We start from the raw sequence: 15,352 nt of genomic DNA, 5'->3' as shown, positions 1-15,352 counted from the left end.
ACTTTTTCTCATAATACTGTTTAAAATTAATAATTATTTTACACTTTTAAACAGTTCGGTTATAGGGGAAGCTTACATACTATGCCCGTTTTTTTGCAGCATACAGCTAATTCAAAAAACTGTATTTTAGTAGAAATATATAAAATTGCAGTAGGTTATTAGACAGACTGACGTTGTGCCCAATTAAAAAATTACGTTTCGTAACATAATTCAGATTAAATGATTGTACCTTTGATAGTATCAAATGATAGTATCACAAATGAAACCACCTTACGAAATAACATCTTCTATTTTAAAATTAATAACTTCTATCTCAGAAAAAATAGGAGAAGTAAATGCTAATTTATTAAACAAACCTTCACCTAAATTGAGAAAACAGAATAGAATCAAAACTATTCATTCTTCATTAAAAATAGAAGGAAACACACTTACAGAAGAACAAATAACAGCACTTCTTGAAAACAAAAGAGTTATTGGCCCTAAAAAAGATGTACTTGAAGTTTTAAACGCAATTAAAATTTATGAAAATTTAGAAGATTACAATCCTTCAAATGAAAAATCCTTTTTAAAAGCACATCAAAACTTAATGGAAGGTTTAATTGAAAATTCTGGAAAATATAGAAATCAAAGTGTCGGAATTGTAAAAGGTTCAAAAGTTGAGCATTTAGCACCACCTTTTGGAAATGTACCGTACTTAATGAAAGACCTTTTTGAGTATTTGAAAAAGTCTGATGAAATTGAATTAATTAAAAGTTGTGTTTTCCATTACGAAATGGAATTTATACATCCATTTTTGGATGGAAATGGCAGAATGGGAAGATTATGGCAAACTTTAATTTTAATGGAAAAATATCCAATCTTTGAATTTTTACCTTTTGAAACTTTAATAAGTAAAGACCAAGAAAAGTATTACAAAGCTTTGGCAGAAAGTGATAAATCTGGAAAATCAACTAAGTTTATTGAATATATGCTAAACGTGATTGACATTTCAATTAGTGAACTATTAGATTTTAATAATCGAACGTTAAATGAAAAAGATAGATTAGAATATTATGTTTCATTAAATAAAACTGAATTTACAAGAAAAGATTATATGGATATTTTTAAAGATATTTCTTCAGCAACTGCAAGTAGAGATTTAAAGAAAGGAGCAGAATTGGATTTATTTGAAAAAATAGGAGAAAAAAATAAAACAATCTATCGTTTAAAATAACTGGGTACAATCGAGTGGATGGCTCCGCCATCAAATGGCGGAGTGCACCCCTCACACCACCATACGTACGGGTCTCGTATACGGCGGTTCGTAAATCATCACACCAAAGCTCTTTTCACCCTTGGTACTATCTTTTAGTTTAAGCATAGGCTACAACTAGTGCTCCTATGCGAATTTTGAAGAGAATTACGTTCAGTCCTTCCCTACTTGTGAGACCATCGAAGGTATTGCCTCTGCTCGTTTCACCCTATTAGCTTGCTTGATTCCTATTGTCTCAATCCTTTAAAATTATGGAACAATTTATTGACCAAATAACAGACAAACAGTTTCAATTAGAGTTAGAAAATATTTTACAAAAGAAAAAACCATTTAAGAATTTTAAAAATTCAATCGACAATTCTGCTTTTAGACAAAAGTGGTTCGATTTCAAAAAAACAGAGCTGGAAAGGATAATAGAAAAACAACTAAAAAAACCCGCACATCACAAAGAACTTAATTATAAAACAGACCTTTTAAGACTAATTTTGAAACAAAGTTTCGGCATATAATCTTCCTTATTTGCAATCGGAATGGCTTGTTTTATCAACTTGTTTGCCACTGTTTTTTTATTCTGTTAATATTTTTCTCATTTCTTCAACCGAATCTGTATAATCAGACATTTTTCTTTCCTTTCCAATGTGAATTGGACTCGTATTAATTCGGTTTGTCAAGTCCTTTATTGGCATATTTTTTAAACTTCCAAATTCATATTTCCACCAATCTAATTGTTCAAGTCGCTGATTTTGAAATCCTGTGGTGCTTCGATCATTATCAGTTGCTAGAAAATCCAGTCCGCCAATAATTGAACTTATAATTTCAAAGTCCGTTATTATTCCATCATAGATTAGTTGCGAAAAAAGTGCATCTTTAAAAATTTGTTCAATATTGCTAAAATCCGATACTTTTACATCGGTCAGAACTACATTATACTTGGTCAGTCCGTTTGTGATTAACCAACATTTTTTTCTATCAACATAAAACACGGTTGCATTCCATTTTCCTAAAACACCACAGTCATTAGCATTCTCCGTCGTGATAAGTTTCTTCACTAACTTTTCTAACTTTTTGGTTGTATGTATTTTGGTTCTTCTCACAGGTCTTGTCCTTAAATATTCTTACAGGTTAAAATTATAAATTTCAATATTATAATCTTAATAAAAAAGCAGTTTGATTTTTTCTATTTTTTTTTAATTTCATCTCACAAAAAAAAACACTCTTTTAAAAATTTTAAAATTTATTTTGGTAGAATCCCTTCGTCACAAAAAACAATATAACTTAGTCCCAAGTTATAAATTGAATAAATCCACACTAAAATTACGTTTAAAAATGCTACATTAAATTACGTACTTCTGTTTTTGAGAACTTTATACTTTCTTAGGAAGGTTATAGAATAAATTGGATAAACAAACCATCAGTCTAATTTTCATGTAAATAAATAGGTATTCATATCAAATTTATTATCACATAATATTTCACAAAAACAATGTGGGTATTCATAATAAACAGTTGTTTTTATTCTTTTTTGTGCTTGTTTTTACAAAAAAAAACCAATAAACCACAACCAGAAATTTGGTGATATTTTTTTATCACCTTTATATCACCTTTTTACTACCCTAATTATCATCTACGTATCATTAAGGTTTTTCCTTTAAATTTAAGTAACTCATATCAGGAACAATTATTCGTTTCCCATAAGTTAAAAGGTATTTTTCTAAAAGATCAAAGTTAAACTCTGGACTTGCCGAATAGCCGTTTGCAAATCTATACTCTTTAGAATATGCTGTATTTTCATTAATGACGCGTAATACGTCTGATAGGACTTTATCGAATTCTACAACCAAATACTTTGGCAAGTGATTATCAACTTTCTTAAGCGTCTTTATATAGTTATCAAGATCGTCGGCTTTTTCTTTAAATTTACTAGACCTCTTTATTGAATACACCCAAACAACAAGTTGTAAAAAATCTGTTGAATTTACAAACTCATTTTCTTGATTTTTCACGACTTCTCTTCTACATAATGTACCGTCAAAATAGTCCAACAGTAGCTCCCTAATATACTTAGAGATTGTTAGTTGTTTCAATTCAGCCTTGGTTTTTATTTTTTCCTTTAAGTCATCAGATAACTTTAAATTAATTGACGCTTGGCTTACAGGTTTACTCATTGATTTTTACATTTATACTATTCAAGAAAAAAAATCTAATTTACTACAATCATTCAATAAACTATTCTGATCTAATATTAAAAACAGTTTTTAAAAGAAAATCATCCGCTTGACTGTTTGTTAGCAAGAGAGGCTTTTTTTGTTTCTTGACTGGGTTTAATGTTTCCAATTGCTTAACACCTTTCGAGGCCTCAACAATATCATCAACTACCGTTTTATTTAAAGGAAATACCGCTTTGTTCTCCAACAAAACGTCAGCTAACTCATTTGAACCAAGACCACCTTGATCATCAAACTTAAAATATTGTTTAAGACTCGTTAAATGTTTTTCAAGAACAACACTTTGATATTCAAATAAGGGCAAATAATTATCAGAATCTTTGGGTATTTGCTTACTAAAATTTTCATGCAACCACTTATAAGCAAAAATCCACGCTTTCACATTCAACAGATACCTTTCCAACAAAACACCGAAAGACTGGCTCTTAAGTCGTTCTTTCGTTTCTAAAAGTTCGAATAAATTACTTTCTAAAATAGTGTCTTTTTTAAACAACTCCAAGCTATGGATTCCTTGATTTAGAGAACTAACTTCCCCATCGGCCTTCAACACTCCTAGCTCTTCAAAAAAATGATATTCTTCCAACACCTTTTTTGTCTCTGGAGATAAATTAGGAAATAATTCATGTGGAAAATAAAATACAGTTGGCAGGTATATGCGATTTAACAACGCTTCCATTTCAAGGCTTGCACTCATACTATGAATTTAAATGTATTGAATAATCCTTCGGTAATTCGGCATCGATATCTCTTAAATATTTTTCTAAGGCAGACATTGTTGAATGCCCCGTAATTTGCATTAAACTACTTTTGGCTGCATGTGGTGAGGAGTCATTTATTAACGACCTGTATAATTTAGTTATAAAAGTATGTCTAAAACTATATAAACCATAATCCGAGTCTAGTCCATAATGCTGCTTTACCACCTTTTTAAAGCGGTTTGTAAAATAGCCTCTTCTATTACCTAAAGCTGTTTCCCACATACCACCAATTTTAGTAGGTGTAAACAAAAGTAACTCACCATCCATTTTAGATAAGTCCGGGAGTTCATCAACGAGTATCTTAGGTATCAGCTTTGTTTTTAATGTTTTATTCTTCGCTCTAAATTGCAGCGTATTGCTATCTAAATTGACATCCTTAACTCGCAATCTACAAACCTCTAAAGGCCTCAGAAAATTGTAAGAAACAAACTTAATAAACAATAGCAACAACGGATCTTCTGTTTCTAGGTATTTAAAAATATCCTGATGCTGTTTTTCGGAATAGGTCTTATTACGTTCTGGATTAGTCTTCAAAGTTTTAATACTCTTTAATAAATTTTTAGCAACAATCTCGTTGTCCTCCAAAACCTGAAACAAGCTTCCTAAACAAGTCCTAAAATTATTTCTATTTCTCGGTGACGTTTTTAATTGCACATAGTTCAAAAAACTTGACATTACTTTTTTATCTACTTCCTTTATAGACTGAATCTCATTATGATTTTCCGTAATCCACTTTACAAATAAATTACAACGACTCTTATAGTCTACCAAAGTTCTTACCCCTACTACATTAACCTTTAACTCCAAAGCATGATCTAAAGCACCCCTAACTGTTATATTTCCCTCGTTAACATCTAGCTCCTCCTTTTCTCCCGCTTCGACTAAATCTACTTTCGATTTCAAAACAGAAAGACTATCACATTCCTCTCTTTCCTGCTCCACTTTATTTGTTCTTTTGACATGAAGAGACTTGTTGTCCTGAAACGGACTATATCCTTCTTGAAGTAACCTTAATAATCGTTTACGATAAAGACCCAAAAGGAAATAACGCGATTCTTTCGTTTTATAACGATTTGTTTTTCCATAAATATTTTTCATCCGTTTAAGGCGGCCCGTTTTCGGGTCTTGAAATGAAAAGTAAACATACCAACGTTTTGAAAGATCGCCATCGGCATCATAAATCTTGGGTTCAGAAAATAGTACTTTGTGTTCAGGATCGTGTTCCAAATCGTGTTCTTTTTGAACGTCCAAGGTAAGTAAATCTAAAATATTTTGCATAAAAAAACGGTTTAGAGTGAACTAAACCGTTGATTTTAGAGGATTTCCTCTTAGTAGCGGGAACTGGACTCGAACCAGTGACCTTCGGGTTATGAGTGTTTGATACTTGTATGCTAAACTAGTGCAAATACACTGAAATACAACGTATTAAGTAATGATTAATATTATTTAATATCAAATAATAGTAAACAAAACCAACAAATGTTGTACCTATGTTGTACCTAAAATGATTATCTTTATAATCTAATAGTTTTAATATGGCAACGGTAAGAGTAGTTTTGAGAAAAAAGAAGAATAAAGCTGGACGGTTCCCTATTGCTATACGGATAACTAAAGACCGTAAAAGTTCTTTCCTAAATACTGGACAATATATTGATGAAAAATTTTGGGACGAAAAAAATCGTAACGTTCGGAAGTCCCATCCAAACTCAAAGGTGCTCAATAATTTTATTGTCAGTAAAGTTGCAGAAGCTAATGATAAGGTTTTAAAATCTGAAATGAAACCAGAGTACGAATCAGTTGCAGAAATTAGAAACAAGATAGTAGAAAACAAGGGCTTTGATTTCTTTGTTGTTGCCAATATGCACCTTAAAAATCTTAAAAATAGAAATAAACATCATCAATATGATACTGAGTTTGGCCGTTTAAAAAAGTTTAAGGAATTTTTAGGTAAGGATGTGCTTCCTTTTAACAAGTTAAATGTTGTGTTACTAAAGAAATTTGAAACCTATTTAATACATAGCAAAAAGCTTTCCCCTAGAACGGTTGTAAACTACCTTATTTTAATCAGAACAATTTATAATCTTGCTATTGCAGAATCTATTACGGACAGAGGGCTATATCCTTTTGGTAAAGGCAAAATGACAATTAGAATTCCTGAATCACAAAAAATAGGCTTTACTTCTGATGAAATACAAAAGTTAGAAAATGCTCAAGATATTACAGAAGCTCAGCAAAAAGCAATTCATATTTGGCTAATCAGTTTTTATTTTGCTGGTATTCGGGTTGGTGATGTCCTTCAATTAAAGTGGACGGATTTTAATGATGGCAGACTGCTTTATAGAATGAATAAAAATAGTAAACTGGTTTCGCTTAAAGTTCCTGAGAAAGCAACTGAAATATTCAATAACTATAAGGATGAATCAGAAAACAGTGGGCTAGTGTTTCCTCAATTGAGGGATATAGACCTTAATAATACAGAGAAAATTTCAAAAAGAACACAATCAACAACTCGAAATATAAACAGAAGGCTAAAGATTGCTGCTAAGCAATTGGGAATTAAAAAAAATATCAGTATGCACATCGCAAGACATAGTTTCGGTAATATATCTGGGGATAAAATCCCTATTCAGATGCTGCAAAAATTATATCGTCATTCTTCAGTAACAACTACCATTCGCTATCAAGCAAACTTTATTCACAAAGATGCCGATGATGCTTTGGATAGTGTAATTAATTTTTAATGAGCAAATTACAAAAAAGAGAAATTTTGCTTTGGTATTCTACACCAGGTTTTAACACCTAAAGAAAATAGAATTAGTCAATTATTTAAAAAGGCATAATTTTTGCAGTTTTCCAGTAAAAAACTGTCTATAGAACGTCAACTCCATAATTCTTTGTAATTACCTTATCTAATATCGACCCTACTATTAACAGTTACTAACTCTGTAATTAGGTATGGTATGAAATTACATTTACTCGCACAAAATCTAGAAAAACAATTATTAGAAATTGAAGAAAATTCAGAGACAATAATGCAACGTTCAAAGCATTCTATAATAGTCTGCACGAAACTTTTAGGTCAATTTAAAAAGGAAATTATTAACAAAGGTTTCGCCTCTATCTCGGATGAGATTTATTTTTTTAAGCACACAAAACAAATCCCTTTAAGACATCTTATCTATTTTTCTGAAATTCGTTCCTTTGAAATTCAATTCCCCAAAACAGACAAGGAATCACAACGCAAATTTATTAGAAAAAAGATGCAGAAAGTTAATCGTTTTTTTAGCTACAATTTAGACTTCACTCAATATACTGATTCAAACCATACTCATTTTGATAAAGAATATTATACACGAGAATTTTTGGGTTCTTACATTATAGCTACGTCTAAATTCTATTTCCAAGACCCTGAATTTTGTACACCAAGAGATATGCTTCTTGGTAAATACAGAGCCTATAATTCGCTAGCAATTTATTTAGATGAGAAAAAATTTAAAATTCGCAACGGTTTAAATGGTAAACTTAAATCCATTAAACCGATTGAAAAAATACATTGGCCATTTTCAAATACAGAATACGTTGAACTTTTATATGCACTCTGTGCAAAAGGATTGGGGAAACAAGATAACCAAAGCATAATGCAAATTTCCAGAAAATTGCAACAGCTATTTGATCTTGAACCAAAAGACATCTACAAAACCTATCACGACATCAAAAGCAGGAAGAATAGTCGAACGCTTTTTCTTGACGAACTCTCTACCTCACTACTCATAGAAATGGATAAAAGTGAAGAATAAAGCCATTATTTCTCTATTCGATTCCTTATACTCAAACTGTTAAAAAAAGACCGTACTACGGTTGACCTACGGTAATTAACTTATGTATCTATTTTTTATAAAATTTAATATGATTTGAAGGTGTAGGTTTGCAAAAACACCCTCAAAAACTATCAAAACAAAGCAAATCTCAAGATGTTAAATTTTGACCGTACTACGGTCGAACTGGGGAATAAAATCCAATAAACCTATTCAAATTTGTAGAACGAAAGTCAAATCAAGTCAGGGGCTATCAAATTAATTGTAAATCAATAGTCCCTTTCTTTAAAATCGTTTTATTATGCCAGCAACTATTATTACTTCAGACGACCTTAGAGAATTCAAAATGGAATTACTCGATGACATCAAAAATCTCTTATCCAAACAGGGAAATGGAAAACTTAAAAAATATCTTAAATCTTCTGAGGTTATGGACTTACTGCAAGTAAGTCCTGGAACACTTCAAAATCTTCGCATCAATGGAACGTTACCCTATACTAAAGTTGGCGGAATCATTTATTATGATAGCGAAGAAATACAAAATGTAATGACAGCTAACCGTGTACATCACGGTTTAAATCATTAAGCGATGAACTATATAAAGCTACTAAACGCGGCTTTTGAAAAGTTCTATTTTGATGACCGCCTAAACCCTACCCATATCAGTTTGTATATGGCCTTGTTCCAAGAATGGAACAGCAGCCGCTTTGCAAATGAATTCTATGTTAATCGTAGAGATTTGATGCTCGCATCAAAAATAGGTTCAAAATCCACTTATCACAGGTGTGTTACCAACCTAGATTCTTGGGGCTACCTGTCATACTACCCTTCAAACAATCCTTACAAGGGTAGTAAAATCAAGATGTCCATTATTGGTACAAGTGATGAACCTGATATGGGACTGTACAGTCCCATATTAGAACAGGTTGCGGAACAGTACCGTCCCAATGGTGTACCGGTAGCGGGACAGCACTATCCCATATATGGACAAGTTGTGGACTCGCACCGTCCCGTGAGTGGACAAGCATTGGTATCTACTATAAACAATACCAAACAAGTAAACAATATAAAACAACCAAAGGGCTGGCAGGCCGTTATTGATTTTTTTATTGAAAAAAGTTTTAATGCTGATGAAGGAAAAAAATTCTTCGAGCATTATGAAACTCGAAATTGGCAAACTAGCGATGGAAAAGAAATTCGAGATTGGCGAGCCTTAGCTTTGAACTGGATGGATAGAACCGAGCTTTTCGATGAAGAAAACAAACCAAACAAAAAACAAGCGTCCCAAATCAAGGACAACTTGCGAACCACTAAAAATAAAGATTATGGACAACCCCTCTAAAATTATCGAAAGTGGCGTGGAATACTCGCTCGGAAAGTTTGATGGCAAAAGCGTTCTTTACGATTTTGACAAAATCCTAATTTATCTAAATGCAAAGGGATCGAAATTATTTGGTCAACAATTTAGAATCTATGACGAGGACACGGTTATCATTCGTAAACTCTGCCATTATTTCATCAAGGACAAAGAAAATTGTGAAAAGAACGGAATTGATATCGACAAAGGCATTTTACTTTCTGGACCTGTAGGATGTGGAAAGACTACATTGATGAAGCTACTTCGACATATCGTACCAATGCAAAAGCCTTACGAAATGATTCCTTGCAGGAACGTGGCTTTCAGTTTTAACCACCTTGGTTTTAAAACTATTGAAGACTATGGCAATACCAGATTTTATTGCTTTGATGATTTAGGCATTGAACCTGCCGGAAGATTCTATGGCAAAGACTTGAACGTAATGGGCGAAGTGTTGCTTTCCCGATATGAACTTTATCTTCAGACCAAACATAAAATCAAGACACACGCTACCACAAATCTCAATGCTGAAGAACTGGAAGAACGCTACGGCAATCGGGTTCGTAGCAGAATGCGAGAACTATTTAACTTAATTGCGTTTGACACTAAGGCTGGCGACAAGCGGAAGTAATCTAACTTCTGAAGGATTTATATAACAAAATCACTTCTGAAATAAATTGCACTATAATCGCTTTTAAACTTTCGGTTAACTCTAAAAATATGTCTTTCATAATAATATTAGTTTTGTATTGATAGTAAAATAGCGTTGGCAGCGAATTGAATATTGGTAGCATTTGAAATATAAGTACCTTCATCTTTATTAGATAAGAAACCCAATTCCAAAAGCACGGAAGGACAAAAACCAACTGTTTCTCGAAGCACTTGAAAGTTGGCAAACTTCACACCTCTACTTTCATATCCTATCGCTGTGCAAAGCATTTTTTCAATTTGATAGCCGACAAAAACAGATTCTTTAGAATACTTCGCTTGTTTCTTTGAAGCATAAACTTCAATTCCTCTTGCATTTGGATTATCCGAATGATTACAATGCAACGACACAAATAAATCTGCTTTTAAGATTTTGGCGAGCCTTATTCTATCAGATAATGAAATAAGTGTATCTCTGTACCTGGTCAAATAAATATCCAAAGGCTTAACTGATTCATTATTTAGCTTCAAAATAGCATTCGCAATATCCAATACGATGTCCTTTTCTTGGATTTTATTTATTCCTATTGCTCCAGTATCTTTTCCACCGTGTCCAACATCAATAATTATTCTTTTTTGAGTACTCGATTCTTGTCCAAAAATGATGCACATTTTTAGAATCAAAAAGATAAAACTGACGTTTTTGAGTACTTTTTTCATTTTCAATTTTCAGGTTATCAACAACTTCCTTTCAAAAATTCATAGCATTTGATACTAAATAATAGCAATTAAATTCAATTGATTTCAAATAATATTTTATTCACAAATTACTGATTTACAGTATTTTATGTTCAAATATATGTAAATTTCTAATAACGAAAACAACATAAAAATTCAAACAATTTTATTATGAAAAAATCACTCTATTTAGCATCATTTCTTTCGCTCTTATCCACTTCGCTTTTTGCTCAAATTGGTGGTATTGAAGATTCAGTTAATGATGTTGGCGATACTATCAGAACTATTTTTCCAATTTTATTAGGTGTCATCTTCCTAGTTGGCTTCCTGTTTAATGCAGGACATTTCTTTGGGGAAAATGCAGACCTTAAAAAAGGAATTACTAGAGTACTAGTATTTGTTTTGATTGCTGGCGCAGTAGTCGGCATCTTCACATACTTAATCGGAATCGTAGTGTAACTATGAAGAAGTTTGAGGTCTATAAAAACATCAGGAAACGGGCGGTCATTTTTGGGTTGCCTATTTCCTTGTTTGCATTAATGATGGTTGCGATTCTTGCTTCGTTATTAATCATCATTTTTTCATTCAGCTTCTTAATTATAATAGGTGTTATGGTTTTTAATGCAGCCTTATACATTGCTCTTACAAGGATGGCTAATAATCCACAACTTTTTCAAACAGCTAAAGCCTTCCCTAAAATAATAAGTAACAAAAGAAATTCTGGCTTCGATTATGAACAAGATTAATCTTTCAGCATATAACCCTATTACGGATATTCAAGACAATATCATATTTGCCAATAATGGTAATGTCGTCCTATGCTATGAAGGAACGCTACCAGAAATCTATTCACTATCTGAAAAAGACTTCGAGGACATACACGGTGCTTGGTTTCAGGCTTTAAAATCATTGCCCATTGGTACGGTGGTTCAAAAACAGGATATCTACCTAAAGAAAACATACACTTCAGAAAAGCTTCCGAATACAACCTTTTTAGAAAAAGCGACCCACGACCACTTCAAAGGGCGTGATTATATGGAACATCGTTGCTTTTTGTTCTTTACGCTCACTAAGAACAAAGCGTTGAATAATTCAAAATATGTCAACCCTTTTCGTAAAGTTTCCAAAGGAATTGTTCAACAATTGGATGATAACGTTAAGAGCTTCATCGGTTCAGTAAGCGATTCTATCTCCTTTATAAACAATAGCCGAAAGATGACCTTCGTATCGCTTAAAGCGAAAGAGATACAGCAACTCACAAATGGCTATTTCAATGGCTTCAATGATGGGTTTGATACCGATATCATACTAGATAAAAAAAGCGTCAATATTGGCGAAAACCATTTTGATGCCCTGGCTATCAATAGCGAACTGTGCTTTGGCGAAAGTGTACAGAGTAGCAAGACCAATGAGAAATTCACATCTGACGATTTTGTGTTTCATCAAGGGTTTATTGATGGCTTAGGGCTTACGCTTAATGAGAATCACATAGTCAATCAAATCTTGTATTTGGATGACAAACAGAAGTGGCGCAAGCTGCTTGATAAGAAAGTTGAAGAACTGAACAAAAGTTCCAATTTCGGCTCTCAGAACAAAGTCGTACTAGGCAAAATTCAACACATTCTCGACCAGATTAATGCCGATGATAATGCACGAATAATCCGTGGTCATCTAAACATTGTGTATTGGGATAAGAACCCTGAAAATTTAAGCCGAATCGGTTCAAAAATTAAAACTGAGTTTAAAGAACTGGACATTATCCCATACTATCCAAGAGGCGAAGAACGGAAGAACTACATCCTTAATAGTTACTGCTGTTTTTCATCCAACTTTTCAAATAACGATTTATATGTGACAGATTTAAAGCACGCTTTATGCCTGTTTATCAACAATACGAATTACAACTCAGATGCTACCGGAATCATCTTCAATGATAGAGAACATAATGTACCTGTTCTAAAAGATGTTTGGGACGAACGCAAGAAACGTATAAAAGCACGAAACTTCGCCATTTTCGCACCAACGGGCGAAGGGAAATCGTTTTTGGCCAATAATATTTTACGTCAATATTTTGAAAGTGGTGTCCGTCTGGTCATCATCGACTTGGGTGGTTCTTACACCAAATTTGCAAAACTATATCCTGAGAAATATACCGTACTCAGATATGAAAGCGGAAAGAACTTAGGTATCAATCCTTTTTACATCAGCGATGTAAAAGATTTGACACCGGAACGGTTGGAAGACTTGCCCGTTTTCCTGTTTGAACTGTTCGCTTCAGATTTAAAAGTGACCAAGGCACAATCTGTTTCTGTCAAGAAAATACTGAAACATTATTACGATAGCACACCGGAAAATCACTCATTGGATGGTTTTTACAGCTTTATAGAAATAAACCAAAAAGACCTTCTAAACATTCTAAAAATCCATCCCGACTACTTCAACGTCACAAGCTTTTTGCACGTAATGTCCGAATATGTCGGCGATGGTCTATACAGCTTCTTGTTTGAGGTAAGCGAAGACCAGACCTATAAGATTGAGGACAAACGATTGATTGTTTTTGAACTGGATGAAGTAAAGGATAACAAGGAAATCTTGTCCGTAATGTTGAAGTTGATTAAGTCAGCTATCCAAAGAACCATTTGGAAGAATAGAGCTGAAAAAGGTATCATCCTATTTGATGAGTTTGCCAAACAGTTAAAGTTTGACAACGTACTGGAAAGTGTGGAATTCTACTACCAAGCTATTCGTAAACAAAATGGTGCTATTGGGATTATTCTACAATCAATTAATCAGCTACCGAATAATTCAACATCCGCAAGCATATTAGAAAATACACAAGTCATTTATAGCCTAAACAATGAAAAAGGCTATGACGAATTAGTCAAAAGGCTAAATCTTTCGAGCCACGATTTGAACCAATTAAAGTCCATTAAAAACAACCTTTCTGGACCACGGAAGTACACAGAAATGTTTATCAAAATCGGAAAGGAAAGTAACATTTTCCGTCTTGAAGTTCCAAAGGAAGTCTATGCAGCTTACTTGACAGATGGACAGGAAAATGAAGAAATAATGAAGCTCTACAATGAGCATAACGATATGGAAAAAGCAATAATTCAATTCACATCTTAAATATAAAAACAATGAAAACAAAAATCTTAGTACTCGCAATCGCATTACTGTTTAGCTTAAATATTAAAGCCCAGGGAATGCCAACTTATGACAATACCAATTTTGTCAGTTTGATAAAACAACTTGTAGAATCTGGTAAACAGACAGCTCAAATGATTAAGTCTGTAAAATTTTTAAAAGATGCAAAAGAGAGCGTCGAGAAAGTATCAAGTGTGGTACAACAACTTAGAGCGGTTCAAGAAATAGCACAAAACAATCAGCGCCTTATCAATGTAATGCAGAATGATTTACAAGACATCCTGAACTCGCCTTACATCAAACCAGAGGAAGTTACTCGGGTTGCACAATCCTTTGATGCGATAGTTCAAAACTCATTGGACGCCGTTGACTTTATGGGCGAAATACTATCTAGCGATAATCTAAAAATGACCGATGCTGAACGTGCGGAAGTTTTAAAAGAAAAAGAATTGGAATCGAAAGAAATGGTTTCCAATATTCAGACAAAAACGAAACGCTACAAGGATATTATTTCCTTCAGAAAAATGCAGGATAAAGTAAATAACAGAGAAACGGAATATTAAAAATGACCGCAACCATACTTTTAGGGATTGGACTGGAATACATCGATGCGGTGTTTCAAACCATACAGAACAGCAGCTTCTCGCAATACACTATTGCCGGAATGAAAACGCTTGCTGTTCTGTTCTTTTTAATTAATATCCTTAAAAAGTATAATGAAGGTGTTGCAGATAAGGATGGCTATACTTGGGGATTGAGTCCTGGGGAATTGATGAAGAATTTTGCAATTGTTGTTCTAGTCATATTCTCGACACAAGTATTAGGCTTTTTCGATAGTATCTTGGTTTCGATAGAAGCGCAATATCGTGGTACAGCACCTGCTTTATTACCGTTGCAGATGCAAGATATTCCCATTGAAGAAGATGTAAGTATCATCGAGGTAGCGCAAGCTGCTATGACGCTCTTATATGAAGCATTGGTAACACCACTCTACGGATTCAAAATATTTGCATTTATCGTTAGCCTTTTTCTTTGGATTTTGGATTTGTTCATCTACCCACTATTCCTTGCGGAACGCTACTTCTTATTGGGTATAATGCAAGCCTTTTTTCCTTTGGTAATTAGTCTAGCGGTTTTTGAAAAATTTCGTTCGCTTGCCTACACGTTTTTTAAGTTATATGCTGCGGTGTATATGTTGGTGCCTGCCTTCTTTTTGGTCAATGTATTTGTAAATGCGCTCTATACTGAAATCAACACTAATTTCTGGACTAACCTTTTTGGTACAGATGTTGGCCAGGGCTTTTTTGCACCTGTGGTTCAGTTAGGGTCGGTATTTTTTATTGTCTTCCTAAAATTCAAATTATACAAACGCGCCACATCGTTCACGCTCAGATTGTTTACCAGTTAATTCC

At 33.3% G+C, this 15,352-nt stretch carries 17 protein-coding genes; 12 read left to right on the top strand and 5 right to left on the bottom strand.

Going from position 1 to position 15,352, the window contains the following annotated elements; all coding sequences use genetic code 11:
- The first annotated feature begins 259 nt into the window (after positions 1 to 259).
- Positions 260 to 1,213 carry a Fic family protein gene (locus Q5N74_RS17070; RefSeq protein ID WP_304390210.1) on the top strand — a complete coding sequence of 318 codons (954 nt, stop codon included), beginning with the start codon at positions 260 to 262 and terminating at the stop codon, positions 1,211 to 1,213.
- Between the two features lie 269 nt (positions 1,214 to 1,482).
- Positions 1,483 to 1,761, top strand: a complete 279-nt coding sequence (locus Q5N74_RS17065) for a UPF0158 family protein (protein WP_304390209.1) — start codon at positions 1,483 to 1,485, stop codon at positions 1,759 to 1,761.
- Positions 1,762 to 1,818: 57 nt separating this feature from the next.
- On the opposite strand, the gene Q5N74_RS17060 is transcribed toward Q5N74_RS17065, so the two are convergent.
- From Q5N74_RS17060 to Q5N74_RS17045, 4 genes are all read right to left on the bottom strand, one after another.
- Positions 1,819 to 2,301, bottom strand: a complete 483-nt coding sequence (locus Q5N74_RS17060; RefSeq protein ID WP_304390208.1) for a hypothetical protein — start codon at positions 2,299 to 2,301, stop codon at positions 1,819 to 1,821.
- Positions 2,302 to 2,886: 585 nt separating this feature from the next.
- Positions 2,887 to 3,417 (bottom strand): hypothetical protein, encoded by a 531-nt coding sequence (locus Q5N74_RS17055; RefSeq protein ID WP_304390207.1) that lies wholly within the window; start codon positions 3,415 to 3,417, stop codon positions 2,887 to 2,889.
- A 61-nt stretch (positions 3,418 to 3,478) separates the two neighbouring features.
- Positions 3,479 to 4,171: a hypothetical protein gene (locus tag Q5N74_RS17050; protein ID WP_304390206.1), complete on the bottom strand. Its 693-nt coding sequence runs from the start codon at positions 4,169 to 4,171 to the stop codon at positions 3,479 to 3,481.
- Position 4,172: 1 nt separating this feature from the next.
- Positions 4,173 to 5,513: a tyrosine-type recombinase/integrase gene (locus Q5N74_RS17045; RefSeq protein ID WP_304390205.1), complete on the bottom strand. Its 1,341-nt coding sequence runs from the start codon at positions 5,511 to 5,513 to the stop codon at positions 4,173 to 4,175.
- 257 nt (positions 5,514 to 5,770) lie between these two features.
- On the opposite strand from Q5N74_RS17045, the gene Q5N74_RS17040 reads away from it, so the two are divergent.
- The 5 genes from Q5N74_RS17040 (at position 5,771) to Q5N74_RS17020 (ending at position 10,038) form a co-directional block, all read left to right on the top strand.
- The gene (locus Q5N74_RS17040) at positions 5,771 to 6,976 is read left to right on the top strand and encodes a site-specific integrase (RefSeq protein ID WP_304390204.1); all 1,206 of its coding nucleotides are present in this window, start codon (positions 5,771 to 5,773) and stop codon (positions 6,974 to 6,976) included.
- Between the two features lie 219 nt (positions 6,977 to 7,195).
- Entirely contained in the window at positions 7,196 to 8,032 is an 837-nt protein-coding gene (locus Q5N74_RS17035; RefSeq protein ID WP_304390203.1) for an RteC domain-containing protein, read from the top strand.
- A gap of 319 nt (positions 8,033 to 8,351) precedes the next feature.
- Positions 8,352 to 8,636 (top strand): helix-turn-helix domain-containing protein, encoded by a 285-nt coding sequence (locus tag Q5N74_RS17030; protein WP_304390202.1) that lies wholly within the window; start codon positions 8,352 to 8,354, stop codon positions 8,634 to 8,636.
- 3 nt (positions 8,637 to 8,639) lie between these two features.
- On the top strand, positions 8,640 to 9,392 hold the full coding sequence (locus Q5N74_RS17025; protein ID WP_304390201.1) for a hypothetical protein: 753 nt from the start codon (positions 8,640 to 8,642) through the stop codon (positions 9,390 to 9,392).
- Positions 9,376 to 10,038, top strand: a complete 663-nt coding sequence (locus Q5N74_RS17020; protein ID WP_304390200.1) for an ATPase — start codon at positions 9,376 to 9,378, stop codon at positions 10,036 to 10,038. The genes Q5N74_RS17025 and Q5N74_RS17020 overlap by 17 nt, the downstream gene beginning before the upstream one ends.
- A gap of 107 nt (positions 10,039 to 10,145) precedes the next feature.
- Here the strand turns inward: Q5N74_RS17020 and Q5N74_RS17015 are convergent, their stop codons facing one another.
- Complete coding sequence (locus tag Q5N74_RS17015) at positions 10,146 to 10,775, bottom strand: N-acetylmuramoyl-L-alanine amidase (protein WP_304390199.1); 630 nt, start codon at positions 10,773 to 10,775, stop codon at positions 10,146 to 10,148.
- Between the two features lie 189 nt (positions 10,776 to 10,964).
- On the opposite strand from Q5N74_RS17015, the gene Q5N74_RS17010 reads away from it, so the two are divergent.
- Genes Q5N74_RS17010 through Q5N74_RS16990 form a run of 5 tightly spaced genes read left to right on the top strand, consistent with a single transcriptional unit; the run spans position 10,965 to position 15,348 of the window.
- Complete coding sequence (locus tag Q5N74_RS17010) at positions 10,965 to 11,252, top strand: hypothetical protein (RefSeq protein WP_026813281.1); 288 nt, start codon at positions 10,965 to 10,967, stop codon at positions 11,250 to 11,252.
- A 2-nt stretch (positions 11,253 to 11,254) separates the two neighbouring features.
- Positions 11,255 to 11,539 (top strand): hypothetical protein, encoded by a 285-nt coding sequence (locus tag Q5N74_RS17005; RefSeq protein WP_304390198.1) that lies wholly within the window; start codon positions 11,255 to 11,257, stop codon positions 11,537 to 11,539.
- Entirely contained in the window at positions 11,526 to 13,922 is a 2,397-nt protein-coding gene (locus Q5N74_RS17000; protein WP_304390197.1) for a TraG family conjugative transposon ATPase, read from the top strand. Before Q5N74_RS17005 ends, Q5N74_RS17000 begins: the two co-directional genes overlap by 14 nt.
- Positions 13,923 to 13,933: 11 nt before the next feature.
- A complete protein-coding gene (locus tag Q5N74_RS16995) occupies positions 13,934 to 14,503 on the top strand; it encodes a conjugal transfer protein (RefSeq protein WP_304390196.1) in 570 nt (189 codons plus the stop codon).
- A 2-nt stretch (positions 14,504 to 14,505) separates the two neighbouring features.
- Complete coding sequence (locus tag Q5N74_RS16990; protein ID WP_034260995.1) at positions 14,506 to 15,348, top strand: hypothetical protein; 843 nt, start codon at positions 14,506 to 14,508, stop codon at positions 15,346 to 15,348.
- The last annotated feature ends 4 nt before the right edge of the window (positions 15,349 to 15,352 follow it).

Origin of the sequence: Mariniflexile sp. AS56 (assembly GCF_030552475.1) — a bacterium.
GTDB lineage: Bacteria > Bacteroidota > Bacteroidia > Flavobacteriales > Flavobacteriaceae > Mariniflexile.
Note: the sequence above shows the minus strand (reverse complement) of the source record. Positions and strands in the feature narration are given on the sequence as shown.

What these genes read in the sequence shown, in the direction of transcription:
- Q5N74_RS17070 (WP_304390210.1), top strand. Translation starts at nt 260, where the DNA reads ATGAAACCACCTTACGAAATAACATCTTCTATTTTAAAATTAATAACT.
- Q5N74_RS17055 (WP_304390207.1), bottom strand. Translation starts at nt 3,417, where the DNA reads ATGAGTAAACCTGTAAGCCAAGCGTCAATTAATTTAAAGTTATCTGAT.
- Q5N74_RS17050 (WP_304390206.1), bottom strand. Translation starts at nt 4,171, where the DNA reads ATGAGTGCAAGCCTTGAAATGGAAGCGTTGTTAAATCGCATATACCTG.
- Q5N74_RS17045 (WP_304390205.1), bottom strand. Translation starts at nt 5,513, where the DNA reads ATGCAAAATATTTTAGATTTACTTACCTTGGACGTTCAAAAAGAACAC.
- Q5N74_RS17040 (WP_304390204.1), top strand. Translation starts at nt 5,771, where the DNA reads ATGGCAACGGTAAGAGTAGTTTTGAGAAAAAAGAAGAATAAAGCTGGA.
- Q5N74_RS17035 (WP_304390203.1), top strand. Translation starts at nt 7,196, where the DNA reads ATGAAATTACATTTACTCGCACAAAATCTAGAAAAACAATTATTAGAA.
- Q5N74_RS17030 (WP_304390202.1), top strand. Translation starts at nt 8,352, where the DNA reads ATGCCAGCAACTATTATTACTTCAGACGACCTTAGAGAATTCAAAATG.
- Q5N74_RS17025 (WP_304390201.1), top strand. Translation starts at nt 8,640, where the DNA reads ATGAACTATATAAAGCTACTAAACGCGGCTTTTGAAAAGTTCTATTTT.
- Q5N74_RS17020 (WP_304390200.1), top strand. Translation starts at nt 9,376, where the DNA reads ATGGACAACCCCTCTAAAATTATCGAAAGTGGCGTGGAATACTCGCTC.
- Q5N74_RS17015 (WP_304390199.1), bottom strand. Translation starts at nt 10,775, where the DNA reads ATGAAAAAAGTACTCAAAAACGTCAGTTTTATCTTTTTGATTCTAAAA.
- Q5N74_RS17010 (WP_026813281.1), top strand. Translation starts at nt 10,965, where the DNA reads ATGAAAAAATCACTCTATTTAGCATCATTTCTTTCGCTCTTATCCACT.
- Q5N74_RS17005 (WP_304390198.1), top strand. Translation starts at nt 11,255, where the DNA reads ATGAAGAAGTTTGAGGTCTATAAAAACATCAGGAAACGGGCGGTCATT.
- Q5N74_RS17000 (WP_304390197.1), top strand. Translation starts at nt 11,526, where the DNA reads ATGAACAAGATTAATCTTTCAGCATATAACCCTATTACGGATATTCAA.
- Q5N74_RS16995 (WP_304390196.1), top strand. Translation starts at nt 13,934, where the DNA reads ATGAAAACAAAAATCTTAGTACTCGCAATCGCATTACTGTTTAGCTTA.
- Q5N74_RS16990 (WP_034260995.1), top strand. Translation starts at nt 14,506, where the DNA reads ATGACCGCAACCATACTTTTAGGGATTGGACTGGAATACATCGATGCG.